The organism is Metasolibacillus sp. FSL K6-0083, from assembly GCF_038630865.1.
Classification (GTDB): domain Bacteria; phylum Bacillota; class Bacilli; order Bacillales_A; family Planococcaceae; genus Metasolibacillus; species Metasolibacillus fluoroglycofenilyticus.
The window spans coordinates 2,432,850-2,457,688 of the sequence record NZ_CP152046.1; the positions used below are offsets into that span (position 1 = coordinate 2,432,850).

The window sequence follows — 24,839 nt, forward strand, 5'->3', positions numbered from 1 at the left end:
ATATAATAAAGGATAATCAATACACTAAAAAATTAATGTCTATTCACTTTAAAAGAGGGCAAGATTTTCATGTATATGCTACTATGTATTCTTATTTTATTTGCGATTATTTTAATTGTTGAGCTACTTATGACTGTACTTAAAATAAAAACAACAAAATTACAGCGTAGTCTTTCTTATGGAGTTATGGCGATGCTAGCTTTTATTGCTAACCAATTTATAGCTCCTGATTATAAAAGTTTCACAAAAGTCTTATCTGTATCTTTTATAGCTGTTGCATTTGTATTTTTGTTTAAGAAAAATGAGGATAAATAGCGGATACATCAGTTATAAAAAGCTAGTTTGGAGAGCATTTTATTTGGATAGCTCAAACGACAAAAGCTGTAAAGAAAGTAGTTGTACTACTTCCTTTACAGCCTTTAGTCATTAATCAAACAATGTACTTACTGATTTATTTTCATAAACACGAGAGATTGCATCTGCCATTAATTTCGCAACAGAAAGCTCTTTAATTTTTGGCGATTTCTTTTCTTCTTGTAATTGAATTGTATTTGTGACAACCAGCTCTTTAATTGCTGAGTTTTCAATACGCTCAATTGCTGGTCCAGATAGTACTGGGTGTGAACAACAAGCATATACTTCTTTCGCGCCTGACTCAATCAATGCATTAGCCCCAATTGTAATTGTACCTGCTGTATCAATAATATCATCAATTAAAATACAAATTTTACCTTCAACGTTACCTACGATATTCATTACTTCAGCAACATTTGGCTTTGGACGGCGTTTGTCGATAATGGCAATCGGTGCCTTTAAGCGCTCTGCCATTTTACGTGCTCGTGTTACACCACCATGGTCAGGAGAAACGATTACTAAATCCTCTTGGTTAAAGCCTTTTGAACCGAAGTAATCAGCAAGAATCGGTACTGCCACTAAGTGGTCAATTAAAATATCGAAGAAGCCTTGAATTTGTGGTGCATGTAAATCTAATACAATTACACGTGTTGCACCAGCAGTTTCTAATAGGTTCGCCACTAATTTTGCTGTAATTGGCTCACGAGCTTTTGCTTTACGGTCTTGTCGAGCATAGCCATAGTAAGGGATTACAACATTGACAGTACGAGCAGAAGCGCGCTTCACTGCGTCAATCATAATTAAAAGCTCCATTAAATGCTCATTTACAGGTGCGGAAGTTGACTGCACAATGAATACATCGCAACCACGAATACTTTCTTCAATGCTAATTTGAATTTCTCCATCACTGAAATGTTTTACAGATGATTTACCTAAATCTATGCCCATTTCTTGTGCAATTTCCTGTGCAAGTGGGTTATTTGAATTTAGTGAGAAAAGTTTTAGTTTTGAGTCAGCGTAATGATATGGCATGATGCCCTCCTGAATTTATATTATTTTAATTTATTCATATAGCCTAATTTATTTTCCTGTCTTGCACGTGCGATTGCTAGTGCATCCTCAGGAACCTCTTTCGTAATCGTAGAGCCTGCGGCGATAAATGCATTTTTACGCACAGTTACCGGTGCAACTAAATTCGTGTTACATCCTACGAATACATTGTCTTCAATAATTGTTTTATGCTTATTTTTACCATCATAATTGACAGTAATGGAGCCACAACCAATATTCACATTTTTGCCGATTTCGGCATCGCCGATATAGCTTAAATGTGATACTTTAGAATCTTCATTTATTTGGCTTTTCTTCACTTCAACAAAGTTGCCAATTTTCACATGATTACCGAGTGTGGACTCAGGTCGAATATGTGCGAATGGACCAATCGCTACCGCATCACCAATTGCACTACTTTTTACAACAGAGCTATGAATAGACGTGTCGCTACCAATTTGGCTGTCTATAATATGGCTATTGGGACCAATTTCACAATCCGCACCTATAATTGTTTTTCCTTCAATCATCGTACCTGGTAGGATTACTGTGTCACTACCGATAATTGCATCCACGCTAATATGTGTCGTGGCAGGATTAATGATTGTTACACCATTGCGCATATGACGTTCATTGATACGTGCGCGCATCAAATCCTCCGCCTGTGATAAAGCGAAGCGATCGTTAATACCTAGCGTTTCATTGAAATCCTTCGTCACATAAGCAGATACGATTTCCTCTTGCTTTTGTAAAATTTCAATCACATCAGGTAAATAATATTCACCTTGCGCATTATTATTGTTTACAAGCTTTAATGCTTCAAATAATAGCTTATTATCAAAGCAATACGTACCTGTATTAATTTCTTTAACAGAGTGCTGCTCTGGTGTCGCATCCTTATGCTCTACAATTTGCGCTACTTGCCCGCCCTCGTTACGAATAATGCGACCGTAACCTGTTGGGTCCTCTGCAATCGCTGTCAAAATTGTAGCCTTAGCATTTTGCTCACGATGGAAATCAACTAATGCTTTCATCGTTTCTGGTCTAATTAACGGCGTATCACCACATACAACAAGCGTTATCCCTTCAAGGTCACCTAAAATGCCCTCTGCTTGCTGAACCGCATGTGCCGTCCCTAGTTGCTCAGCCTGTAGCACGTATTCACTTTTATCGCCTAATTGCTCTTGTACCTTATCAGCACCATGACCAACCACTGTCACGATACGATTTACATCTAGTGTTTCAATATGATTGATGACATGCTCTACCATTGGTTTTCCACAAACAGGATGTAGTACTTTATATAATTTGGACTTCATACGTGTTCCTTGACCTGCAGCCAAAACGATTGCAAAAATATTTGTCATATAAGTCCCCCAGTTTAACTCTAAGTCTCATACTTGACTATATAGTAAATCACCGTGTTTTTCAAGGTATTGTGACTTGACAAAACTATGACATTGGGATGTCTAAAAAACATGATAACGCACCAGTTTTTGGGCATTTCATTTGTTTTTCATTAAAATATGACCGTTTGGAGTTGTAAACATTGAATTTAAAGCCTTTCTCTTTAATTTTATCCCGCATTAAAGGGCTGTAAGACACCACTTCAAGAATTAAGTGAAAATACGCTAAGTGTAAGTGGGAAATCAACTGCCCGTAAAAGCCTGATTGGTTCAATTAACAACCAATGGAGGATGAGGAAAACCTCCACTGATTGAAGTTTCACTTTATATTCAATAGGAAAAAAATCAGCTTTTTGTTGTCATTTCTTTTAGCTAATCTCAACCATGTACTTTTTGATAAAAATAAGAAGGCTGTAAAGAAGTTTTAACTTCCTCACAGCCCGACTATTTTTGTTTATATAGCCTTCTATGCATTTGCCTGTTCTAACTCTAGCTCTTCATCCTCACTTGACGCATGATATGCAGCTAATACGCTTTCTTGAATTTTGTTGCGCGTAGTCGATTTAATTGGATGTGCAATATCACGGAACTCGCCATCTGGAGTACGCTTGCTTGGCATTGCTACAAATAGACCTGTATTGCCATCTATTACGCGAATATCATGTACAACAAATTCATCGTCTAGTGTGATGGAAGCGATAGCACGCATACGCCCTTCTAATTGTACACGTCGCAATCTTACATCTGTTACTTCCATTCTTTCACCCCCTCAATCTAAGATGCCTATGTTGAAATATAATATTCTTCTCATAGAATATTAATTCCTCCTTTAATATTACTAAATTTTTAAAATAGTTCAAATATTATAAAAATTTATTCTTAAATTTTGTAATAAGTGAGCGAAAAACGCACTAAACGATGTTTTTTTATCTTCCTAATAGTTAATATTTTATTAAAGTCTTAAAAAAAGAGTTGTCCAAAAGCTGCATACTAGCCTGCTTTCGAACAACCCTAATTCATTCGCTTATTTCACTAATGCGATTACTTCAATTTCTACCTTCACATCGCGTGGTAGGCGAGCTACCTCAACTGTTGAGCGTGCTGGCTTATGCTCTCCAAAATGAGCAGCATATGCTTCATTCAATGCTCCAAACTCATCCATATCTTTAATAAATACTGTTGTTTTCACCACTTGGTCTAGTGAAGAGCCTGCTGCTGCAAGAACGGCTTTTAAATTTTCGAATACTTGATTCGTTTGCTCAACGATATCACCATCTACAAGTTCCCCTGAAGCTGTTAATGGAATCTGACCTGATGAATAAAACATATTGTTGACAATCATGCCTTGCGCATATGGTCCAATTGCTGCTGGTGCTTTTGTTGTTGATACTGCCTTCATTTAGAATCTCCCCTTTTGAAAATAATTGCCCTCGCTAAGTTCAATAATACGATCCTTCTCGTTTACTTCATGAAGTTTAACTAAAGAATAGTAATCATCCACTAATCTTTCATCCGCATGCTCTGCTTCAACTAATACAGCGATACCTGCTAGTTCACATTCGAATTCCTCTAGCAAGCTTTTCATTCCATTAACTGTACCGCCTACCTTCATAAAATCATCGGTAATTAGCACACGTTGTCCACTTCTCATGCTACGTTTAGATAAAACCATCGTTTGAATACGACGCGAAGAGCCTGATACATAATTAATGCTCACTGTTGAGCCTTCAGTTACTTTGCTATCTCGACGAACGACAACAACAGGCACATTCAAATGGCGTGCTATTGCATGTGCTATAGAAATACCCTTTGTTGCTACTGTCATAATAACATCGATTTGTTGCCCTGCAAAGGCGCTCGCAAATACCTTACCAATGCGATTCATAAAATCTGGATTACCAAGTAAATCCGTCATAAACAAATAGCCGCCTGGCAATAATCGATCTGATTGCCCCAATTGAGTAATCAACTCCTGAGTAATCTCCTTCACTTCCTGCTCAGACATTTTCGGAATATATTTTACCCCGCCCGCTGCGCCAGGAACTGTTATTAAGAGTCCGATACCCTTCTCCTCAAACGTTTCCTTTACAATCGTTAAATCCTCACTAATGGAGGACTTGGCCGACTGATACAAATCCGAAAAGTAAGTGAGGGGGATTAATTGATGCGGATGCTCAAGCAGGTAATATGTCATATCAACAAGTCGTTCACTACGCTTCCATTTCATAGTATGTCCCTCTCCTATCAATTGCACTCTAGCTAGCTCTTTTCAAGCTGACTAGAGAAAGTTAACACGAATATTTTATACGTAAGTTAACATAAATGTACGCATTTACGCAAGTGGATTCCTCTCACCAAGTAAACGAACTGTGTACACCTCGTCACAAAAACCTCGTAACCCATTATATATTCTTGCTGTACGTGCCTCATTATCTACTAATCCAAAAACAGTCGGCCCACTACCACTCATAAGCACTGCATCAGCGCCTAGGCGCTGCATATGCTCCTTAATCATCGCAACTTCAGGATGGAGCTTTAGCGTCACACTTTCTAATACATTACTAAGAGATGCGCATAATGCTGCATAATCTTTCCTATCAATCGCTTTTATTGCCCTTGCTGTATTCGGATGCTCTACATCATCTAATTTTAAACCTCCATAGACATCTGCAGTTGAGACGCCAATCTTAGGTTTAGCTAACACAATCCAGCAATTCGGTGGTGCTGGCAGCTCCTCAATTTTTTCCCCACGTCCTGTTGCACGAGCGGTTCCTCCAAATACGCAGAACGGCACATCCGAGCCAATTTGTGCGCCAAGCTCCGCTAACTCATCTATTGTTAAATTTAAGCTCCAAAGCTCATTTAATCCTCGAAGTGTTGCTGCGGCGTCGCTACTGCCTCCCGCTAAGCCTGCCGCGATAGGAATTTCCTTATCAATCGTAATTGATACACCTTCTTTAATCTTATATGTATCTTTAAGTAGCTTCGCCGCTTGATAAGCAAAATTACGCTCATCATTCGGTACAAAACGATTTGCTGAGGTAATCTTTATTAAGCCATCTTGACGTATTTCTAGACCGATTCTATCTGATAAATCAATCGTTGTCATAATCATATCAACCTCATGATAATGATCAGGTCTTTTATATAGTACATCTAGAGTTAAGTTAATTTTAGCTGGCGCTTTAACATAAAGCATGTTTGAATCCCTCCCTAATAGAGCTCTCTCATATAATAAGTATTTATATTTTATCATATTCATTGTACGGAACACGAAATAGGAATAGTTCGAAAATAAAAAAATTGCTACCCAATAAAGTAAAACTTCAATCAGTGGAGGTTTCCTCATTCCCACTGATTGTTAATTGAATCTATCGGGCTTTTACAGGCAGTTAATCTCCCACTTATCTTTAAGCCGATTTTCACTTAAGTCTTGAAGTGAGATGCTTACTGCCCGTTGATGCGGGATAAAATTGATTTTTTACTCTTTCATCTTTAATTCAAATAAAGGTGCTAGTTTCACTGTTTTCAGCCTTGTTTTTTTAAGGAATCACATTTTTAAACAAAAAACAGGATTGTATGAAAAGGCAGTCCGCCTTGCTTAAACAATAAAAACTCGATTTTCCATTATTCACTTTCATTCAGAAGAATATCCCCTAATTTTTGTTTTTCATCTTTTCAAAGAACCTTCTTGCCACTCTAGCTGAGTGAGCTTTTTGAAGTAACACCAACAAAAGCGCCCAAAATGCCGGCAACTGCACGGCTTTTTGGACGCTCCTCTTTCCTTTGCCAACTTTCCTATATGATCGGTTTACTTAAGTTAAAACTATCGCTACTTTGTGTCTGTAGCTTGTTGCTCAGCAAGAAGCTTTTCTGCTTTCTCAATCGCATGTTTAACCATATTCCCTGCATCACGGGTAGTAATACCACCCCAGCCTTCACGTTCTACTACATCATAAAATCCAAGTTCTTTTGCAATCTCTTCCTTCAGACGATTCGACATGATGCCTTTTCGTGCCATGCAGATGACCTCCCTTTCTAAAGTTCAGTTGGCTTCATTAGTATGCTTAAATTCATTTTCTTTATACAGCTAATTCATAAAACAAAAAAACACTCAAAAATTTGAGTGTCCTTTTACATAGTGAACTACCCTCCACTTATTTGACCTTACAAGTCTAATTAAAGTGGGGGTTTCTCGATTTATCGTTGCTGTTACTAACCAACGATAAGTGCCCGAGCAAACCCTCTTGTTCCAAGAGTTTTTGTTTCTATATTATAGCGTGGGCTTCGGCTATCGCCAATTCACTCATGTTCCTTGAGAATAGGAGACTTCTTTTGGAAACCCGTTAAAAAGTATCGGTAATTATTTACCAACTGCTATTGCATCATCTAAAAATGTAATTTCTACTGATTCTGTTAAAATATCTGTGTAGCTGTAAGAAACGCGTTTACACGCATTATCTTTTTCATCGAGCTCTACTACGAATACTGCGCGATGTGTTTCACTTAATATACCTGCACATTCAACCGTTTTTTTGCGGCTACCGTTTGCTTTTATTTGCAAACGCTTGCCTAAATGACCATCTAGAGCCTTTTTAATATTGGCAATTGTTTTTGGCATTTCGCATACACCTCACTATTTATTAGTGTATCACGTTTTATAAACAATGTCAAAAGATATATATTTTATCACCATACAATAATTTTAGTCAACTTTTTTCTTATAAAAAAAATATTTTTTTTAATTCTTGTCTTAAGTTAGCCAAATTATTGGCGTTTTGCGAAATTTGGATAAAGTGCATCCGCTAATTTACCGAATTCTTGAATTGTTAAAGTTTCTCCACGACGTGTTGGCTCAATTTCGCATTTTATTAATGCCGATAAAATATCTTCTTTCTTTTGCTTACCATTTGGCAGTCCAGCCTGCAAATTATTCAAAATTGTTTTACGACGTTGCACAAATGATGCGCGTGTCACCTCAAATAAAAATTCTTCATCAATAACCGCTACTGGTGGCTTATCATGCTTAATTAATCGAATAACTGCTGATTCGACATTTGGCTGTGGCATAAACACCGTTTTCGGTACAATCATTGCTACTTCGGCTGTCACAAAATATTGAATCGCAATAGAAAGTGAACCGTATTCCTTCGTGCCAGGCTTTGCAGTAATGCGATCCGCCACTTCCTTTTGCATCATAACAACAAAACCACGAATCGGTAGTTTGTCATGTAGAAGCTTTAATAAAATTGGTGTCGTCACATAATATGGCAAGTTGGCAACAACCATAATATCCTGAACATCAGGCATTTCCTTTGCGATTACTTGTGCTACATCCGCCTTTAAAATATCTGAATGAACAATTGTAACATTGTCATAGGGACTTAACGTATCTTCTAGCACTGGCAATAAGCGCTGGTCAATTTCAAACGACACAACTTTTTTAGCCTCGCGTGCCAAATGCTCGGTTAAAGCACCGATTCCCGGACCGACCTCAATTGCACCACTGTTTTCTGTTAGCTTTGCATGACTTACAATATTTCGCAAAATATTTGGATCAATTAAAAAGTTTTGACCCAAGCTTTTCTTAAATGAAAATCCGTACTTTTCCAAAATTTCTTTCGTGCGAATAGGTGTTGCAATATCTTTATGCATTTTGTTCCTCCTGATCTAACTGTGCAATTGCTTGTGCAAATTGTGCCGGTGTAATTTGAAACATTTTCAAGCGCTTATGCAACTGCTTACCATTTGTCATACCAATATTTAATATTTCTCCTAGTCGATTGCGACGTGGCTTTGATTGTGGATGTCCGATAAGGTGCGCTAGCATTAAATCCTCAAGGGTTATTTCCTCCATATTCGTTTGCTCATTCGGTGTATAAACATCCTCAAGTGCTTGACGAATATCTGCATCACTGGCATGCTCGATGCCAAGACCTTTACCATTTTTAGCAATTGTTTTATTTTTCGCTAAAAATGCATGCTTTACATTCGGTATACGCTCCTCAATAATTGCACGTATACGGCGTCCTGGATAGTCTGGGTCTGTAAATACAATGACCCCACGCTTCTCGTTTGCATGCTCAATGCGACACAATATTTCCTCGTTGATGGCTGAGCCATTCGTTTCAATTGTGTCCGCACCGACAGCTCGTTTAATCGCTGTTGTATCATCCTTACCTTCTACAACGATAATTTCTTTTATATCCAAAAGCTGCTCCTCTTTTCTGCTGAATTTAGATAAAGTGAAACTTCAATCAGTGGCTTTTCTTCAGGACCCACTGATTGTTAGTTGAACCTATCGGGCTTTTACAGGCAGTTAATCTCCCACCTACCCTTAAGCCGTTTCTCATTCAATTCTTTAAATGGGCATCTTACTGCTCGTTAATGCGGGGTAAATGATAGAGCCATTTTATCATAATTTTCTCCAATACACTCTTCAGAAAACACTTCTTACTATAGAGAAAACATAGTGGCTCTTATAGCGAAGTAAAGGGGTGTAAGGAAAGTCAAAATTTTCCCTACACCCCCTATGAACATTTTGGTATTGCTTTAGTTTTCGTTCGCTAGTATATCAATTACAAATGCATTCATTATCTCTCGCCACTTCTAGAAAAGAGACTGCCGTACCTGTCCGCTTCACTTTCGATACAAACATGTGCTCCGCGGTTACTCGTCGCAGAAAACATTGCCGAAGGAAGTTAAACATGTAGAAATGAAGCTGCCTGAAAAATCATAGTGAGACAGCTCTTTTGTGCAGTGTGAAGTAGCATTGAATACAACTACTACAAAAGTACATTTCTTTGGAAGTTTGCGTCATTTAAACAGCACGAAATAAATGAGCAAAAAAATTAGCTCATTAACTATATATTTAATTTAATACTTTAATACGTACTTGCTTACGTCCCCAGCTATATGCTTGTTGCTTTGTTTGCACAAGAATATCAATTTTATTGCCTTTAATTGCACCGCCAGTGTCACCAGCAATTGCATAGCCGTAGCCTTCAACCCATACTTTTGTTCCTAAAGGAATGACACGTGGGTCTACAGCAATCAATTTTAATCCAGGGTCGCTACGCAGGTTAATGCCTGCAGCTGAAATGCCAGAACAGCCATTACAGTATGGTGTATATGCAGTCGCTGTTACATAAAACTCTGTGCCGCCAGCAGGTGCTGCTGAATTACTACGAGAAACACTCGCAGTGACAACCTTTGTCCCTACGGCTACAACTTTTGTTGTCGGCTTCTTTGTTACATTTTCAGATTTCAATGTTTTTTCGACAACTTTACCATTTTCCTTTACTACTTCGTAAGTGCGCTCTACTTTCCCCGCGACACCTTCTGTTACAACTTTTTCTTTGCCTTTTAGCAATGAAGAATCGTTTTTCTTTTCGACTGCGAAATCAACGGATTCTTCCACTACATCGGTAACTTTTTCTACGCGAACAACTACGATTTTCTCTGCTGGAGTGATAACGTCCTCCAGTTTATTCTCGACACGATCAAATTCACCTAATTGAATTTCTTGTTGTTTTAAAAAGTTAGCGACCGTAGTCGAAGTGGACCAAACTTGTCTCTCTTCTAAACCATCGACAAGCGTTAACTGAAACGCCTTTTGAATATCGATTTTGTTATCTGCCTCTATTTCAGTAGTCAAGCTTTGTGATATTTTATCGTGCTCTGTTACTTCGATATTTGCTTCTTCCAAAATGTTCTTCACTATTTTTTCAGTTGTCCATACACTTGACTCTTCCCCGTCAACTGAAACGATTACTTCTTTTGCCTGTTCCCATTCAATCGTCATTCCACTAACGATTTTGGTATCTAATGAGGGTGATACTTTATCATATTGTGATACGTTAATGTCGCGTGCCTCTAAAAGCTCGCCGACCGTTTTTGCGTGTGTTGCTACTTTTTGCTCTTCCCCATCCGCCATAATAATGACAGGTGATTTCGTTCCTTGGAAAAGAACGAATGAAATTACAGCTGCAAACAAGACAAACGATAATATTTTTGCTCTTGTTTCCTTGCTCCTCAATGATCCTAAGAACTGGCTTTTCATGGAATTATTTGACATGAAAATACGCCTCCTTGATACTCGCTGAATTATACGGACTTGATTTCATGCTGTCAACTATAAAGTTTTTTATCCGCTAAAAAACACTTAAAAAAAAGTGCTTTAAACGCAGTATTGGAGGCATATTCACAATTTAAACATCTAATTTTAAAAAACGTATTGCATTTGCCGTCGTAGCATTAGCAACTTCTTCCAAAGAGAGCTCTTTTTGTCTTGCTATTTCTTCAGCTACCAATGGCACATAAGAAGGTTCATTTCTTTTCCCTCTGTATGGGTGCGGCGCTAAATATGGTGCGTCTGTTTCGATTAATAGATGTTCTAAAGGTATTTCCTTTGCGACTTCCTTTGGCTGGCGCGCATTTTTGAATGTCACAGGTCCTCCTAAGCTAATCATGAAATTCATATTGATACATTCACGCGCAGTTTCCACGCTGCCTCCAAAGCAGTGCATAATGCCACCAACAGTAGCAGCATTTTCTTCGCGCAAAATACGAACAACATCTCCTGTTGCATCGCGGTTATGAATGATGATTGGTAAATCTAATTTTTGTGCTAGCTTAATTTGCTTACGGAACCAAAACTCTTGTACATCCTTTGGTGACTTGTCCCAATAATAATCAAGTCCCGTTTCACCAATACCAACTACTTTAGGATGTGCTGCAAGCTCTTCAATCCATTTTAAATCCTTCTCTGTGCAATCTATGGCATCAACAGGATGCCAGCCAATGACCGCATAAATAAAATCGTATTTATCTACTAAGGCCATTGCCCGTTCAATTGTTTTGCGGTCGAATCCAATAACCACCATTTTTTCAACCTTTGCTACTAGAGCACGGTCAATTACTTGCTGTAAATCCCCATCATATTGATTTGCATTTAAGTGTACATGTGTGTCTATAAAAGTTACCATCTTTCATTACTCCTGACGTATATTTTATTGGATTGAATTATTTCTTAGTTTTCAGAATTATTACGTTTATATTACAAAAATCTTATCTTTTATGACATTATATGTGTATAGAATTTTTATTTAGTCCTATATAACTACTTTTAATACTTTTTTTGCATTTTTTAATTATGCTAATATAATTTAATCCATATTCTATTTTTCAATAAAAAGAGCCTGTGGTAAACAATTTTTCCAACAGGCCCCTCATACATTATTTTACTTTTGCACCGTTTTCAAGTTTTGAATCAACTGTAGCTAATGTTAACACTCCATCATGCGAGCCGGCTAAAATCATCCCTTGTGACAATTCTCCGCGTAGCTTCACTGGTTTTAAATTTGCGACAACAATCACCTTTTGACCTACCAACTGCTCAGGTGTATAATGCTCCGCAATGCCTGAAACAACTTGACGTTTTTCGTATCCTAAATCAACTTGTAGCTTCAATAATTTATTTGCTTTTGGCACAGGCTCACAAGCAGTCACTGTAGCAACGCGTAAATCAATCTTCATAAAGTCATCAATAGAAATTTCTGCAACCTCTCCAGCCTCCGGATTTTTTGGTTGCTCCTGTGGTGTTTGAACTGAGCTTTGCATTTGCTCACGAATATAATTAATTTCCACTTCATTTTCCAAACGCGGGAAAATAGGTGTTCCTTTTTCTGCCACTTTAACGTTTGGCGCAATAACATTGCCGAATGTTTCAATTGTATCCCATGCTAATAATTTATCATCTAACCCTAGCTGCTCAAAAATGCGTGCTGGCGTTTGTGTCATAAACGGCTGTAGCATAACCGCAATATGGCGCAAGCTTTCTGCTAAATTCGCCATAACCGATGCCAATTTTGGTCGATCTGCTTCCTCTTTCGCTAATACCCAAGGAGCTGTTTCATCAATATACTTATTTGTGCGAGAAACAAGCGACCATAACTCTGCCAATACGACACTAAATTGCATTTTCTCCATACTTTCTTCATATTTAATACGCGTTTCGTTTGCATGTGCTTTTAGCGCTTCATCAAACTCCGTTGATTGTGAATTATTAGTCGGGATAATGCCATCAAAATATTTATTCATCATGGATACAGTTCGGTTTAATAAGTTCCCTAAATCATTCGCTAAATCAAAGTTTGTACGCTCTACAAATGATTCTGGAGAAAATACGCCATCCGACCCAAATGGTAGCTCGCGCAATAAGAAGTAGCGCGCTGCATCTAATCCATAACGCTCTACAAGCATTTCAGGATATACGACATTTCCTTTTGATTTCGACATTTTTCCATCTTTCATCATAATAAAGCCATGTGCAAATACTTTTTTCGGTAGTGGCAAATCAAGTGCCATTAAGAAAATTGGCCAATAAATTGTATGGAAACGTACAATGTCCTTTCCTACAACATGGACATCTGCTGGCCAATACTTATTAAATAGTTCCTCATTATCAGAGCCGTAGCCTAATGCCGTAATATAGTTTGAAAGTGCATCTACCCATACATAAATAACATGCTTAGGATCACCGGGTACTTTAATTCCCCAGTCGAATGATGTACGTGAAACCGATAAATCCTCTAATCCTGGTTTAATGAAGTTATTAATCATTTCATTTTTACGTGATTCCGGCTCAATAAATTCTACATTATTTTCATAGTATTCCAATAGTCGACTCGCGTATTTCTTCATATTAAAGAAATATGATTCCTCTTTTACCGTTTGTACATCACGTCCACAATCAGGACATTTACCATCTACAAGCTGCATTTCTGTATAGTATGACTCACACGGCACACAATATAAGCCCTCATACTCGCCTTTATAAATATCACCATTCTCTAAAAACTTTTTAAAGATAATTTCAACGCTTTGTTTATGGCGCTCCTGCGTTGTTTGAATGAAATCGTCATATGAAATATCCATCAACGCCCAAAGCTTTTTCGCTGCGTCCGCAATTTCATTTACATAATCTTGTGGATTTTTGCCAGCCTCCGCTGCCTTCTCTTGAATTTTCTGTCCATGCTCGTCCATACCTGTTAAAAGACGTACATCATAGCCGCGCAGTCGTTTATAACGTGCCATCGTATCTGATGCAACTGTCGTATACGCTGTACCAATATGGAATTTTCCACTCGGATAATAGATAGGGGTTGTTATATAAAATGTCTGTTTTTCGTTCACGTAAAGTGCCTCCAATTACTTTGCAATATAATATCTATTCTATCGAAGTACGAATTTCGTTTCAATGATAGAATATTACAGCCTTAACAGGGTGTCAGTTTTTTCTAACAAGGAAATTCCCTCGAAATCCGGGACGTCCATTGAAAGAAGTTAAATAAATCGACAAAATATGTCGAATTTTGTAGAATAACGCCGATAAATAAATAGATGCTTTTTCTTATTATATCCTAATTTCTCTCAATAAACCGGCATTTTAACTTACTTTTTAACAAATCATTTATAAAGTAACTTTTTTTTCAAACTAATTTATTGACGATTATGTAATTACTTGGTATGATTCATGGTAGACAAGCAATTCATGTCGAATTTTGTAGAATTGTTATACAATTTATTTTAAGGAGGAATTATATTATGAAATCAACTGGTATTGTTCGTAAAGTCGATGAATTAGGACGTGTAGTAATTCCGATTGAATTACGCCGCACATTAGGTATTGCTGAAAAAGATGCTTTAGAAATTTATGTAGATGACGACAAAATCATCTTAAAGAAATACATGCCAAATATGACATGTGCTGTAACTGGTGAAGTATCTGACGATAACCTACGTCTTGTAGGTGGTAAATTAATTTTAAGCCCAGAAGGTGCTGAATTATTAATTAAAGAAATCGAAGCAGGCTTAAAAAAATAAAATTATAGAAAAGGCTGTCTGATAAGTGTGCTCCTATACGCCACTTATCAGACAGCCTTTTTAACAATATCCATTATGCCCCTCGGCCAACTCTAATCTGGATTTTTTGGGAATCCCCTCAAAATTTATGATACCCTCCGCAAGTCTAGCTAATGCGATGTTCCTATACATATCGAGTTCTTGGATTTCCCCTCTCTGCACCTGTCCCCCTGCTCTCAGTACAAAAATAATGTGCTCCGGCGATTACTCATCACAAACAGGATGTTAAGCATTCGTTCATTTATGATATGCCTGATATACATCTCGCTTTGGTAAATTGCGTTGTTTCGCAACTTCTTTAATAGCATCCTTCGAGGATATATCCATTTCTTCAATTATATAGTCTACATGCTCTTCAATTGTCATGCTTGTCCAAAATGCTTGCTCATCCTCTGATGGGACCTCTTGGTTACCTTCCAGCACAATGCAAAATTCTCCCCGAATTTCACTGTTCATCGCCCACTCTACTGCCTCATTCACATTACCGCGCAAAAACTCTTCAAATTTCTTTGTTAATTCACGGGCTAATGTAATTTGACGATTGCCGATTACAAGCTCAATATCCTTCAAAGTATCTTTTAAGCGATGCGGCGCTTCATAAAAAATAATTGTTTCTTGGCGCTTTTTTAAGCTTTCAAGCTGTAAGCGGCGCTCCTTTTTATGTCGATTTAGAAAACCAAAAAAATAAAACGGCTGTGCTGTAATACCTGAAGCAATTAATGCCGTCAATGCAGCATTTGCTCCAGGTAACGGCACAACAGCAAAATCCTCTGCGATTGCCTTCATGGCAATATCTGCACCGGGGTCTGAAATACAGGGTAATCCCGCATCGCTAACAAGTGCAACGGATTTCCCTTCACGCAAATAGTGCAAAAGCTTTTCTCCACCCGCTTCTATATTATGTTCATGATAGCTGACGAGTGGTGTTGTAATATCGAAATAATGACAAAGTTTTTTCGTATTACGCGTATCTTCAGCAGCAATAATATCAACCTCTTTTAATATACGTAATGCACGCATCGTTATATCCTCTAAATTGCCGATTGGTGTCGCGACCAAATAGAGGCAAGCACTGGCTTCATGCTGGCTACTTTTTTGTGATTTCATGCTTGCTCATTCCTCCCTATGTAATCTTCCTTTTTTTCACGTGTTAGCTGTTTAAATGCATATTCTTGCTGCATTGCCTCCCGTTTCGTAATGAATTCCTCAAAATAGACGCATGTGACAGGTAATCTTGCTCTCGTATATTTTGCACCTTTACCAGCATTATGGACAGCAACCCGCCGTTCTAAATTATTCGTATAACCCGCATATAAAGACCCGTCCTTACATTGTAAAACATAAAAATAATGCTTAGCCACGCTCTCCATATAAAAGTTCACTCACTTCTGCCGTATAGTTGTTATCATCATCATACACATAAAGAGGAGGTAAGATTTTCAAGTCTGGTTTACCATCTTTAATTCCTTCTATTAATAGTGTATTCGCTTCCTTGCCAGCTTTCGGATAAACGAGGCGAATGCGCTTTGGTTCTAACCGATGTGCTCTCATAGCTGTAATAATATCAAGCAAACGACCTGGTCGATGTACAAAAGCGGCTTTCCCCCCTTGCTTTAACAAACGACTTGCAGCAATGACAGCTTCCTCTAATGTTAAGTGAATTTCGTGACGTGCAATTGCATGATGCTCACTTATATTTTTGTCGCTCATCTCATGTGCTAAAAAATATGGAGGATTGCATGTTACTGCATCATATTTTTCAACACCTAATTGATTAGCAGCTTCCTTTACATCCCCCAATGTCATTGTAATCTGCTGGTTAAGTCCATTATAATCAACACTCCGACAAGCCATATCGTATAATCTAGGCTGCAACTCTACTCCTGTAATCTGTGCCTTTGTTCGTGCACTTAAAAATAATGGAATAGCCCCATTACCTGAGCATAAATCAACAATATGTCCTTTGTTTTTTGGGACATTCACAAAACGTGATAACAATACAGCGTCTAAAGAAAACGAAAATACAGAGGGGCTTTGAATGATACGTAAATCCTCTGCTAATAAATAATCTAAACGCTCATCATCTCGTAGCCACTGTTCCATTTCTAATATTTCCTCCTTTATGATGAAGCACCAAAAGAGAGGGGCTGGTGGAATAGCAAATGTTCATCTGCCTTCCCCCAGCCCTTCCATTATCAATTACGCCTCAGCTTAATTGCGTTCAAATTTTTCAAGCTGTTTGGTGGATATTAACCTAAAACCGTCACGTCCTGTGACAACGGTTAACTGACCTGCATCACACACAAGACTCCCTTCAAAATCTGTGACATCCGCCGAAGGCTTTAAACCAACACGATATTGGCCACTCAGTCGTTATCTTAGTATGCATTTGTTTTAGACTAAGTTCCTCTTTATCAGCGAGTGTTTGGACATCGGCTGAAACTGGCTTAATACTTGCATCCATCTCTCTACCTATAGAGTTGGAGACTTCTGCCGAAAAAAGTTAAAAAATATTTACAATACGATTATCATTGCTGACGCGATGATTAGGTTTTTAACAAAGTCGAGCTGTCCAGAAAGAAACTCTTTTCTAGACAGCCCTCTTTTAACTATGTTGTTTTATTTAAAAACGATAGGCAAAACAAGCAATCCTCACCTTTACGCGAGCTGCCAAAATGTACGTGGCATACATGAAATCCTTCGTGGTAAAGACGTGCTAAGTTATCATAGCCTTCACCGATGTCTGCCACATCGCTTTTGCGCTCCTCATTTTGTATCGCTTCATTTGATTGCAACTCATCTAAGCGCGCACGTAGGTGAAGATTTTCTGCTTGAAGTGTTTGATGTTCTTCCATCATATGTGCAACAAACTGTTTTAAATAGTTAAATTGCTCTTGTATCGCTTCAAGCTGTTGTTCGAATTCCATAACGGTATTTAAGAAATTACGGTCCTTCACTCAAGCCACCCCATTAAATCTTTATCTTTATTCAGTTGAAGTTTATCACCTTTATCAATTACCTCATTGCATCCAGCTTTTAAATGAGCTATCGAATCTAGACTCACTTACTCTACGACGCATGTAATCTATATAAGATTTCCCTCAGATTGCAATAGTTCTTCAAGCGTATACTCTACTGTTCGCTCTTGCTCCTGTAAATAAACTTGAATTATACGCTCTAACACATTCAAGCCTATTACTTTTCCGATGCCATCTGGCGTCATTGTTGAATCGCCAATATCCGGCATTCCTTCTTTTGCTGTCTCATACTCATCATTCTCATATTTCAAACAACACATTAAACGACCGCAAAGTCCTGAAATTTTCGTCGGATTTAATGATAAGTTTTGATCCTTCGCCATTTTAATGGATACCGGATCAAAATCACCTAAAAACGTTGAACAACACAGCATTCGTCCACATGGACCAATTCCACCTAATAGTTTTGCCTCGTCACGAACACCTATTTGACGTAGCTCAATACGCGTACGGAAAACAGATGCAAGATCTTTTACAAGCTCACGAAAATCGACTCGCCCCTCCGCAGTAAAATAGAAAATAATTTTATTGCGATCAAACGTATATTCCACATCGACAAGCTTCATATCTAAGCTATGCTCGATAATTTTAGCATTTGCTAAATCAAACGCGCGCTTTGCCTCCGTTTGATTTTCATCAACTTGAATACGATCACGCTCATCCGCTGGGCGTACAACCTGCTTTAATGGTAATACAACATCATTTTCTCCAACTTCCTTCGTCGGTATAATGACTTTACCATATTCAATGCCTCGCGCTGTTTCTACAATGACGTATTGATTCTCCACTAATTCGTACATTGCCGGATCGAAATAATATATTTTGCCCGCTTTTTTAAAACGAACACCAACTACATTATACAAATGTATACCCCTCCTGCAGATTCAGCATAAGCTGCTCCATCAACAACGTCCTATTCATATTACGTTGTAGCTGCTGTCTAGCTTGTAAAATTGCCTGCATTTGATTTGATAATTGCTCGTATGTCGTGTGTAAGGCTACATCTTTAAAGGCTTGTAACATATCTGGATAGGTACAAGCAGACTCCATATTTGCTTTTAATGCGACAATATCACGATAAGCAAATAGCAGTAAATCAAGCGCCTGCTCCATTTCGTTTCTTTCTTTAAAGGAAGGTAGCCACTCTTCATGCACGATTAACATCGCCTCATGGACATTTTTTCTGACAGCTTCTATTAATTTTAACACTGTTTTTCTCGCATGTGCAAATAGCTCATCTTTCGCTAAAAAAAGTGCTGTATCTAGTTCATTTGCTACCACACTTACTGTAGCTGCCATCGACTGTGTGACACCTTGCTCTACTAACCGCTGCACAATCACTTGTCGCGGTAGCTGTGAAAATTTTATATGCTGACAGCGTGAACGTATTGTCGGTAGCATCGACTGGATTTGCTCCGTCAATAAAATCGCAATAACATCACCATCGGGCTCCTCTAAAAATTTAAGCAATGTATTTGCAGAGGCTGTATTTAATTTATCTGCATGATGTAGCACATAAATTTTCCTACCTGCCTCCGCTGCTGTCATTGTCATTTCAGAAATAAGCTCCCTCACTTGATCGACTTTAATAAATTGTCCATCAGGCTCTATTTGTCGAATATTTGGATGATTGCCCGAATCTACTCTTAAACAATTTCGACATGTTTCACATGGAACATTATTCGACACGTTTTCGCATAATAAAAGCTTTACAAAAAACTGCATAACAGCTCTTTTTCCACTACCTTTTTCACCATCAAAAATATAAGCATGAACCATCCTATTTTTCTCGTAAACTGTTTGAATTTGCTTTATAACTACAGGCTGTAGCATTTCTAGCTCATTCATATTATGTGCCATTTGCTTCACCTTTTCACATCTTCAAATTTCTCCAGCTTTCATAGAAAGCTTGTTGAATCAACTATGCATCGGCTAAATCTCGTCCAGACGTTTTTCTGACTTTTTATCCATGTTAGAAAAAAGCCCGTGTCATGTGGTGGAGACACGGGTTTTACATATATAGATTAATTAATAATCCTTTAATTTCACCTATTTTAGCCAATAGGTCAATTGTTTCCTTTTCTTCATCTAATAAATCCTGTGCTAATTCAACTAGACGCTCATCAATTGTTTCGATAATTTTTAAACGACGCCCTTCACCAAAGCGATTCCACGTATGTGATTGCTTCATTTCAAGACCATAATCAACAGCTTCCTGCAAAAAACGCTTAATCAACATTTTATAACGTGTCAACTCACGTAAATTGCGGGATCTTGCTACGCGCTCCCCTGCTGCTGAAATATCACCAAGCAAACGTGTTAACTGGTCTGTTTGCATTTTGGTTCCTTGTTTTACAACCATTTCTCCAAACCGATTAGCGCTTTGTGTTGTAGGCCGTAGTTCATTGCGATTGGTGTTTAGAACACGTAAATCTTGGTTGATTTTCAATGAATTCCCCTCCAGCGCCACTTCTATTTTAGTATCTTTTGTTTGGAATTAGAAATGATGGAATTGCTCAATTGGCAATACGAATACTGTAGCGCCACCAACTTCTACTTCAACAGGATACGGGATATAAGAGTCTGCATTGCCTCCCATCGGTGAAACTGGTGCTACCATTTGTTCTCGTGCTCGACAGTTTTCTCGAATAATATCTAAAAGCTTCGGTATCAACGAATCATCTGTACCAATCAAAAACGTTGTATTTCCTGAACGTAAAAATCCACCTGTACTCGCTAATTTTGTTGCTCGGAAATTATTTTTTGTTAATGCGTTCGATAAACGGTTGCTGTCTTGGTCTTGTACAACGGCCACTACTAATTTCATCCGCCCTCACCCCTTCAATAAAATTGATAGTACTATTATAGCACAACACAGTCATGCAATTCATTTACTTTTAAACTATAACCTCTTTTAAAATTTCCCAAACATCCTCAATTACTTCCTCCAAAGGCTTTGAGGCTTCTACTATGCGAATTCGTTCTGGATAACGACGCAGTACCTCTTCATAACCAGCATACACTTTCTCATGAAACACTAAACTTTCAGCATCTAAACGATTAATTTCATCTGAACGATTTGCTTGAATGCGTGTCAATCCGATGTGAGGCTGTAAATCAAAAAACAATGTTAAATCAGGCATTCTTTTCCCTATGGCAAACTCGTTAATACTGAGTACTTCATCCACGCCAAGCTCTCTAGCATAGCCCTGATATGCAAGCGAAGAATCAATAAAACGATCGCATAATACATGCTTTCCCGCTTGCAGTGCAGGTATAATTTTTTCATAAAAATGCTGGCTGCGCGCTGCAGCATAAAGCAATGCCTCCGTATGTGCATCCATTTCCTTATATGCTGGATTTAAAATAACTTCCCGTATATTTTCAGCAATGCGAATACCACCTGGCTCCCTCGTTGCTAAAAAATTTACCTTTTGTTGCTCTAGGCGTTGTACAATTTCCTTCAGCACAGACGTTTTTCCTGCCCCATCTGGCCCTTCGAACGTAATAAATAAATTGCTTACCATGTTGTTATATTCCTCCAACTACTGCTTTATGACATAAATTCGTTTTTTATTTAATTGATGGTTCCCTTGAAATGTTGCACCTATCGCCAATAATTCCTCTAGCTGACTTAGTTTTGCGACCGTAATTTTTTCTCCAGGTATAAACAATGGAATCCCGGGTGGATACGGAATAATCATGGATGCTGCTACCCTTCCTATTGCGCGCATATAAGGTATCCATTCTTTCTCTAGCTGCTCTACCTCTCCAAATTGATATTCTGGTATCACGATTTTCGTTAAACTAAATTGCGCACTTAATTTTGGTAAAACCTCTTGCTCTGTTGTTCGCAGCGTTGCTATGGCTTCTTTTATACGTATACGCATATCCGCAAATGGATATGCCTCTCCTCTTTTTAGAAGCGGTAAAATGGCGAGCACTTGCTCTGCATCTGCAAGCTCTACATATAACTGATGTCGCTCTAGTTGCTCCTTTAATTGAAAGCCTGTATATCCGTGAACACGCAACAACAATTTTAAAGGGTCATCTACCTCAATAACTGTCAGCGCATCAATTGCTCGTAAAGACTCTATCCATTGCGCTCGCTTCTCCTTTAAATAATGCGCATCCGCTTCAATATACGTGCTAACATAATGCCTTGCATCATCCAAAGAGGCAAGCAATAAATAGGAGGGGCTACTCGATTGTAGCATGCGTAAATAGCGATTCACTTTATCCACTTCTACAAGAGCTGATTTCACATGTAAGAATGAAGCCATCGTCATGGCAGGCAATGTTTTATGAGCCGAGTGTACAACAATATCCGCACCTAATGCTAAAGCCGACATTGGAAAACTTTCACTCGCAACAAAATGCGCACCATGCGCTTCATCTACAAGTACTGGGATTTTATATGTATGACATAAATCAATAATCGCTTTTAATTGTGTTGTTACGATTCCATAATACGTAGGTGATGTTAAAATAACTGCTTTAATATCTTGAAAATGCTGTAATGCTTCTTTCACTATATCTAAATGAATATGTGTAGCTGTACATGTTTGCTCGTCCCATTCTGGTGCTAAATAAACAGGTTGTGCCCCAACAAGCTCCAGTGCATGGAAAATGGATTTATGTGCATTACGCTGAACAAGGACTGTATCACCTTTTTGGCATGTTGCATAAACCATCGCTAAATTCCCAACGGTCGAGCCGTTCACTAAAAAAAAGCTTCGGTCTGCCTCGTATGTTTGACATAGCAACTCCTCTGCCTGAGCAATTGCCTCCTCTGGCTGATGGAAATCGTCCAGTCCAGTCAACTCCGTTACATCATAGCGCAAAGTTGGCAACATTTCACTTGGTAAATTTGAAATACTGCCATTTTTATGCCCTGGCACATGCAGAGAATACGGCTCCTGCTCAATAAATTTTTGTAAAGCTTCCACAAGCGGGCGCTCTCGTTTCATCTTCCTTCACCCCGTTCATATTTCTGCTCTCATTATACATGAAAAAGAGCATGGGGAATGACCCCATGTTCTATATAATAAATAATATACAGCTAAACGCTATCAACAAATAACAAGTACGATAAACAATCATTTTATAACGCCAGTTTTCAGCACCGTGGCGAGCTTCTAACCATAATTTTAACCCCCCACTTATAATTACAGTAGCGAAAAAGTTAAATACAAGTGGATTTTTTATAACGATGAATGGAACAATAATAATTAACATCATTACTATATCTATGACATATTGTAACTTCATTGAATATAAAGGGAGTTTCTTCCCATCATGTCCTTGTGGTCTTATCTTTTTTTCAACTGCCCATAATAAACACATACTGATAATTAAAATAATATATCCTGTACTGCGAAAATCACGTTCAGTAATAAGGAAAACTAGCCCTGCCATTGTATCATATAAATTATGATTATCTAAAATGTACCATTCCCCATTCATATCGCCAAGATGCATATCTTCTCCCCAATTAATAAAGTACTTCTCAATTACCCCATTTTCGTATGTTAATTGCACCGTATATGTAATATCAGGAACATTTGACAACGTAATTGGCTTCATTTCATGTAAAGCTTGCTCAAAGCTATCAAGTAGTGAAGGGCTTGTTATATTTTTTACATTCCAACGATAAATGGAGCTAGGATTCCCCTCTCCTAACGTTCCTAAAATTTGCACAATATCATTGGATTTAAGCGCTGTTCGCTCAGATGGATGGATTGGCATCGTAATAAACAATAAGCAAGCAATTAATACAATGACTGGGGGCAATACAATTGGTAATAAATGAGGTCTTCTTTTTTGTAATCGTTTTTCAATCAAACGATATTGCTGCTCCTTCTTTTCTTCACTAGGCTTTACAGCTAATTGTTTAAAATCAAACATCCGCTTCCCTCCCCATAATACCACGCAACGATTTTAAGCCTTGCGCTGTATAATTCTTCACTTGCACCTCTGACAACTCCAAATAATGAGCCACCTCTTTCACTGATAGTTCTTCAATATAACGAAGAATAATCACTTCTCGATAATTTACTTTAATTTTTGCTAATGCTCTATACAGTTCCCGTACTTCCTGCGAACGTAATAATAACTCCTCAGGTAAAAGTGCCTCATCTTCATAATCTGTTTTAGTTAAAGGCAACCATTTTAATAGCTGCTTTCGCCTAAAATAGTCATATACTAAATTCCGAGCGATTCGGATAAGTAATGCTTTTTCATTTCGTACATGCTTTGTATGATAATAGCGGATAAATGTTTCCTGAACAAAATCATCCACAATCGCAGGATTTGTAGTTAAAAAGAGTATGTATTGATAAATTGCTTCATAGTGTTGCTCATATATATCCTGCACGCGCATCCCCTCCTCTTATAATTAAAGACGAATAAACTTCGTATTGGAATTAGTAAAAATATAAATATTTTATGTATCTGTAGAAAAGGAGGAGGTTAGGGCAAGTATGGCGGATTTTTTTATTGTCATATAAGTAGATTTTGAAGGTTATTGGAAGGCTGTGATACTATAACGGTAAGCTTCTCCCTTTCCTTAGGTCATTTCAAGCTTTTATTAGCATGTTACAGGAAAGCTTTAATTCCATTGATATTTTGTTTTACAAAGGCATTATCTATATTGTTTTATCTCTACTTTTAGTAACTGTTGGTTCTAGCTGATAGTTTAAATTTATTTATAATAGGCTCCCAGCGGTTCGTTATTCCATGCTTTTCGAAGTTTATTCCATGTTTTTATGAGTTTATTCCACGTTTTTCAACTTTTATTCCATGTTTTCTGAGATTTATTCCATGTTCGCTCTTTTTCTTCTTGGTAACTTCTGCACTTGACTACTGATATTCTTCAGTGGTTTTTGGTTGTGAAGCAATGTCCTACTCTTACAGGGGAGCCCCAACTACCAGCGGCACTTCAACGCAGCACAGCTGAGCCGCGGATTCCTTCGTTGCCCGCGTCGCTTGCGGTGCTCATGTGCGATGCACATTCCGCTCCGCGCTCCTTGGCGCCTCGGACTCCTTGCTCTTCTGCACTGCTTCA

At 38.1% G+C, this 24,839-nt stretch carries 27 protein-coding genes; 2 read left to right on the forward strand and 25 right to left on the reverse strand.

The window, feature by feature from the left end; genetic code table 11:
- The first annotated feature begins 69 nt into the window (after window positions 1-69).
- The gene (locus MHB51_RS11320; protein WP_342558182.1) at window positions 70-315 is read left to right on the forward strand and encodes a hypothetical protein; all 246 of its coding nucleotides are present in this window, start codon (window positions 70-72) and stop codon (window positions 313-315) included.
- A 111-nt stretch (window positions 316-426) separates the two neighbouring features.
- On the opposite strand, the gene MHB51_RS11325 is transcribed toward MHB51_RS11320, so the two are convergent.
- From MHB51_RS11325 to metG, 13 genes are all read right to left on the reverse strand, one after another.
- On the reverse strand, window positions 427-1,386 hold the full coding sequence (locus tag MHB51_RS11325; protein ID WP_066165611.1) for a ribose-phosphate diphosphokinase: 960 nt from the start codon (window positions 1,384-1,386) through the stop codon (window positions 427-429).
- Between the two features lie 20 nt (window positions 1,387-1,406).
- Window positions 1,407-2,771 (reverse strand): bifunctional UDP-N-acetylglucosamine diphosphorylase/glucosamine-1-phosphate N-acetyltransferase GlmU, encoded by a 1,365-nt coding sequence (gene glmU, locus MHB51_RS11330; RefSeq protein ID WP_342558183.1) that lies wholly within the window; start codon window positions 2,769-2,771, stop codon window positions 1,407-1,409.
- 505 nt (window positions 2,772-3,276) lie between these two features.
- On the reverse strand, window positions 3,277-3,567 hold the full coding sequence (spoVG, locus tag MHB51_RS11335; RefSeq protein ID WP_066165617.1) for a septation regulator SpoVG: 291 nt from the start codon (window positions 3,565-3,567) through the stop codon (window positions 3,277-3,279).
- Window positions 3,568-3,834: 267 nt separating this feature from the next.
- On the reverse strand, window positions 3,835-4,209 hold the full coding sequence (locus MHB51_RS11340) for a RidA family protein (RefSeq protein ID WP_066165620.1): 375 nt from the start codon (window positions 4,207-4,209) through the stop codon (window positions 3,835-3,837).
- Window positions 4,210-5,037, reverse strand: coding sequence for a pur operon repressor (gene purR / locus MHB51_RS11345; protein WP_066165623.1), 828 nt, complete (start codon window positions 5,035-5,037; stop codon window positions 4,210-4,212).
- A 105-nt stretch (window positions 5,038-5,142) separates the two neighbouring features.
- On the reverse strand, window positions 5,143-6,009 hold the full coding sequence (gene ispE / locus MHB51_RS11350; RefSeq protein ID WP_066165626.1) for a 4-(cytidine 5'-diphospho)-2-C-methyl-D-erythritol kinase: 867 nt from the start codon (window positions 6,007-6,009) through the stop codon (window positions 5,143-5,145).
- Between the two features lie 633 nt (window positions 6,010-6,642).
- Window positions 6,643-6,831, reverse strand: coding sequence for a small, acid-soluble spore protein, alpha/beta type (locus MHB51_RS11355; protein ID WP_066165629.1), 189 nt, complete (start codon window positions 6,829-6,831; stop codon window positions 6,643-6,645).
- A gap of 342 nt (window positions 6,832-7,173) precedes the next feature.
- Window positions 7,174-7,431, reverse strand: a complete 258-nt coding sequence (locus tag MHB51_RS11360; protein WP_066165631.1) for a Veg family protein — start codon at window positions 7,429-7,431, stop codon at window positions 7,174-7,176.
- A gap of 146 nt (window positions 7,432-7,577) precedes the next feature.
- Window positions 7,578-8,465 (reverse strand): 16S rRNA (adenine(1518)-N(6)/adenine(1519)-N(6))-dimethyltransferase RsmA, encoded by an 888-nt coding sequence (gene rsmA, locus MHB51_RS11365; RefSeq protein WP_342558184.1) that lies wholly within the window; start codon window positions 8,463-8,465, stop codon window positions 7,578-7,580.
- Window positions 8,458-9,021 carry a ribonuclease M5 gene (gene rnmV / locus MHB51_RS11370; protein WP_066165638.1) on the reverse strand — a complete coding sequence of 188 codons (564 nt, stop codon included), beginning with the start codon at window positions 9,019-9,021 and terminating at the stop codon, window positions 8,458-8,460. The genes rsmA and rnmV overlap by 8 nt, the downstream gene beginning before the upstream one ends.
- Window positions 9,022-9,681: 660 nt before the next feature.
- Window positions 9,682-10,887 carry a G5 and 3D domain-containing protein gene (locus MHB51_RS11375; protein WP_107943685.1) on the reverse strand — a complete coding sequence of 402 codons (1,206 nt, stop codon included), beginning with the start codon at window positions 10,885-10,887 and terminating at the stop codon, window positions 9,682-9,684.
- Window positions 10,888-11,020: 133 nt separating this feature from the next.
- Window positions 11,021-11,797, reverse strand: a complete 777-nt coding sequence (locus MHB51_RS11380) for a TatD family hydrolase (RefSeq protein WP_342558185.1) — start codon at window positions 11,795-11,797, stop codon at window positions 11,021-11,023.
- Between the two features lie 250 nt (window positions 11,798-12,047).
- Window positions 12,048-14,006 carry a methionine--tRNA ligase gene (gene metG / locus MHB51_RS11385; protein WP_342558186.1) on the reverse strand — a complete coding sequence of 653 codons (1,959 nt, stop codon included), beginning with the start codon at window positions 14,004-14,006 and terminating at the stop codon, window positions 12,048-12,050.
- 411 nt (window positions 14,007-14,417) lie between these two features.
- On the opposite strand from metG, the gene MHB51_RS11390 reads away from it, so the two are divergent.
- Complete coding sequence (locus MHB51_RS11390) at window positions 14,418-14,696, forward strand: AbrB/MazE/SpoVT family DNA-binding domain-containing protein (protein ID WP_042479106.1); 279 nt, start codon at window positions 14,418-14,420, stop codon at window positions 14,694-14,696.
- A 276-nt stretch (window positions 14,697-14,972) separates the two neighbouring features.
- On the opposite strand, the gene rsmI is transcribed toward MHB51_RS11390, so the two are convergent.
- From rsmI to MHB51_RS11450, 12 genes are all read right to left on the reverse strand, one after another.
- Window positions 14,973-15,842 carry a 16S rRNA (cytidine(1402)-2'-O)-methyltransferase gene (gene rsmI / locus MHB51_RS11395; protein ID WP_342558187.1) on the reverse strand — a complete coding sequence of 290 codons (870 nt, stop codon included), beginning with the start codon at window positions 15,840-15,842 and terminating at the stop codon, window positions 14,973-14,975.
- Window positions 15,839-16,105, reverse strand: a complete 267-nt coding sequence (locus MHB51_RS11400) for a GIY-YIG nuclease family protein (protein ID WP_066165653.1) — start codon at window positions 16,103-16,105, stop codon at window positions 15,839-15,841. Before MHB51_RS11400 ends, rsmI begins: the two co-directional genes overlap by 4 nt.
- Window positions 16,089-16,838 carry a tRNA1(Val) (adenine(37)-N6)-methyltransferase gene (locus MHB51_RS11405; RefSeq protein WP_066165656.1) on the reverse strand — a complete coding sequence of 250 codons (750 nt, stop codon included), beginning with the start codon at window positions 16,836-16,838 and terminating at the stop codon, window positions 16,089-16,091. Before MHB51_RS11405 ends, MHB51_RS11400 begins: the two co-directional genes overlap by 17 nt.
- A 506-nt stretch (window positions 16,839-17,344) precedes the next feature.
- Window positions 17,345-17,692, reverse strand: a complete 348-nt coding sequence (gene yabA / locus MHB51_RS11410) for a DNA replication initiation control protein YabA (protein ID WP_042479111.1) — start codon at window positions 17,690-17,692, stop codon at window positions 17,345-17,347.
- 128 nt (window positions 17,693-17,820) lie between these two features.
- Entirely contained in the window at window positions 17,821-18,636 is an 816-nt protein-coding gene (locus MHB51_RS11415) for a stage 0 sporulation family protein (protein WP_066165659.1), read from the reverse strand.
- A complete protein-coding gene (holB, locus tag MHB51_RS11420) occupies window positions 18,629-19,633 on the reverse strand; it encodes a DNA polymerase III subunit delta' (protein ID WP_342558188.1) in 1,005 nt (334 codons plus the stop codon). Before holB ends, MHB51_RS11415 begins: the two co-directional genes overlap by 8 nt.
- A 151-nt stretch (window positions 19,634-19,784) precedes the next feature.
- Window positions 19,785-20,222, reverse strand: a complete 438-nt coding sequence (locus MHB51_RS11425; protein WP_066165665.1) for a YaaR family protein — start codon at window positions 20,220-20,222, stop codon at window positions 19,785-19,787.
- A 48-nt stretch (window positions 20,223-20,270) separates the two neighbouring features.
- Entirely contained in the window at window positions 20,271-20,600 is a 330-nt protein-coding gene (locus tag MHB51_RS11430; RefSeq protein WP_066165667.1) for a cyclic-di-AMP receptor, read from the reverse strand.
- 70 nt (window positions 20,601-20,670) lie between these two features.
- Window positions 20,671-21,300 carry a dTMP kinase gene (gene tmk / locus MHB51_RS11435; protein ID WP_107943678.1) on the reverse strand — a complete coding sequence of 210 codons (630 nt, stop codon included), beginning with the start codon at window positions 21,298-21,300 and terminating at the stop codon, window positions 20,671-20,673.
- 18 nt (window positions 21,301-21,318) lie between these two features.
- Window positions 21,319-22,743, reverse strand: coding sequence for an aminotransferase class I/II-fold pyridoxal phosphate-dependent enzyme (locus MHB51_RS11440; RefSeq protein ID WP_342558189.1), 1,425 nt, complete (start codon window positions 22,741-22,743; stop codon window positions 21,319-21,321).
- Between the two features lie 70 nt (window positions 22,744-22,813).
- Window positions 22,814-23,680 carry a hypothetical protein gene (locus MHB51_RS11445; protein WP_342558190.1) on the reverse strand — a complete coding sequence of 289 codons (867 nt, stop codon included), beginning with the start codon at window positions 23,678-23,680 and terminating at the stop codon, window positions 22,814-22,816.
- Entirely contained in the window at window positions 23,673-24,155 is a 483-nt protein-coding gene (locus tag MHB51_RS11450; RefSeq protein WP_066165680.1) for an RNA polymerase sigma factor, read from the reverse strand. Before MHB51_RS11450 ends, MHB51_RS11445 begins: the two co-directional genes overlap by 8 nt.
- Window positions 24,156-24,839 lie beyond the last annotated feature (684 nt).

Excerpts from the sequence above, each read along its gene's own strand:
- MHB51_RS11400 (WP_066165653.1), bottom strand. The coding sequence starts at position 16,105 with ATGGAGAGCGTGGCTAAGCATTATTTTTATGTTTTACAATGTAAGGAC.
- MHB51_RS11375 (WP_107943685.1), bottom strand. The coding sequence starts at position 10,887 with ATGTCAAATAATTCCATGAAAAGCCAGTTCTTAGGATCATTGAGGAGC.
- purR (WP_066165623.1), bottom strand. The coding sequence starts at position 5,037 with ATGAAATGGAAGCGTAGTGAACGACTTGTTGATATGACATATTACCTG.
- MHB51_RS11430 (WP_066165667.1), bottom strand. The coding sequence starts at position 20,600 with ATGAAATTAGTAGTGGCCGTTGTACAAGACCAAGACAGCAACCGTTTA.
- MHB51_RS11450 (WP_066165680.1), bottom strand. The coding sequence starts at position 24,155 with ATGCGCGTGCAGGATATATATGAGCAACACTATGAAGCAATTTATCAA.
- MHB51_RS11325 (WP_066165611.1), bottom strand. The coding sequence starts at position 1,386 with ATGCCATATCATTACGCTGACTCAAAACTAAAACTTTTCTCACTAAAT.
- MHB51_RS11340 (WP_066165620.1), bottom strand. The coding sequence starts at position 4,209 with ATGAAGGCAGTATCAACAACAAAAGCACCAGCAGCAATTGGACCATAT.
- tmk (WP_107943678.1), bottom strand. The coding sequence starts at position 21,300 with ATGGTAAGCAATTTATTTATTACGTTCGAAGGGCCAGATGGGGCAGGA.
- MHB51_RS11390 (WP_042479106.1), top strand. The coding sequence starts at position 14,418 with ATGAAATCAACTGGTATTGTTCGTAAAGTCGATGAATTAGGACGTGTA.
- spoVG (WP_066165617.1), bottom strand. The coding sequence starts at position 3,567 with ATGGAAGTAACAGATGTAAGATTGCGACGTGTACAATTAGAAGGGCGT.
- MHB51_RS11445 (WP_342558190.1), bottom strand. The coding sequence starts at position 23,680 with ATGTTTGATTTTAAACAATTAGCTGTAAAGCCTAGTGAAGAAAAGAAG.
- rsmA (WP_342558184.1), bottom strand. The coding sequence starts at position 8,465 with ATGCATAAAGATATTGCAACACCTATTCGCACGAAAGAAATTTTGGAA.
- rsmI (WP_342558187.1), bottom strand. The coding sequence starts at position 15,842 with ATGAAATCACAAAAAAGTAGCCAGCATGAAGCCAGTGCTTGCCTCTAT.
- MHB51_RS11440 (WP_342558189.1), bottom strand. The coding sequence starts at position 22,743 with ATGAAACGAGAGCGCCCGCTTGTGGAAGCTTTACAAAAATTTATTGAG.
- MHB51_RS11355 (WP_066165629.1), bottom strand. The coding sequence starts at position 6,831 with ATGGCACGAAAAGGCATCATGTCGAATCGTCTGAAGGAAGAGATTGCA.
- holB (WP_342558188.1), bottom strand. The coding sequence starts at position 19,633 with ATGGCACATAATATGAATGAGCTAGAAATGCTACAGCCTGTAGTTATA.
- MHB51_RS11380 (WP_342558185.1), bottom strand. The coding sequence starts at position 11,797 with ATGGTAACTTTTATAGACACACATGTACACTTAAATGCAAATCAATAT.
- MHB51_RS11360 (WP_066165631.1), bottom strand. The coding sequence starts at position 7,431 with ATGCCAAAAACAATTGCCAATATTAAAAAGGCTCTAGATGGTCATTTA.
- MHB51_RS11320 (WP_342558182.1), top strand. The coding sequence starts at position 70 with ATGTATATGCTACTATGTATTCTTATTTTATTTGCGATTATTTTAATT.
- MHB51_RS11405 (WP_066165656.1), bottom strand. The coding sequence starts at position 16,838 with ATGGAACAGTGGCTACGAGATGATGAGCGTTTAGATTATTTATTAGCA.
- ispE (WP_066165626.1), bottom strand. The coding sequence starts at position 6,009 with ATGCTTTATGTTAAAGCGCCAGCTAAAATTAACTTAACTCTAGATGTA.
- glmU (WP_342558183.1), bottom strand. The coding sequence starts at position 2,771 with ATGACAAATATTTTTGCAATCGTTTTGGCTGCAGGTCAAGGAACACGT.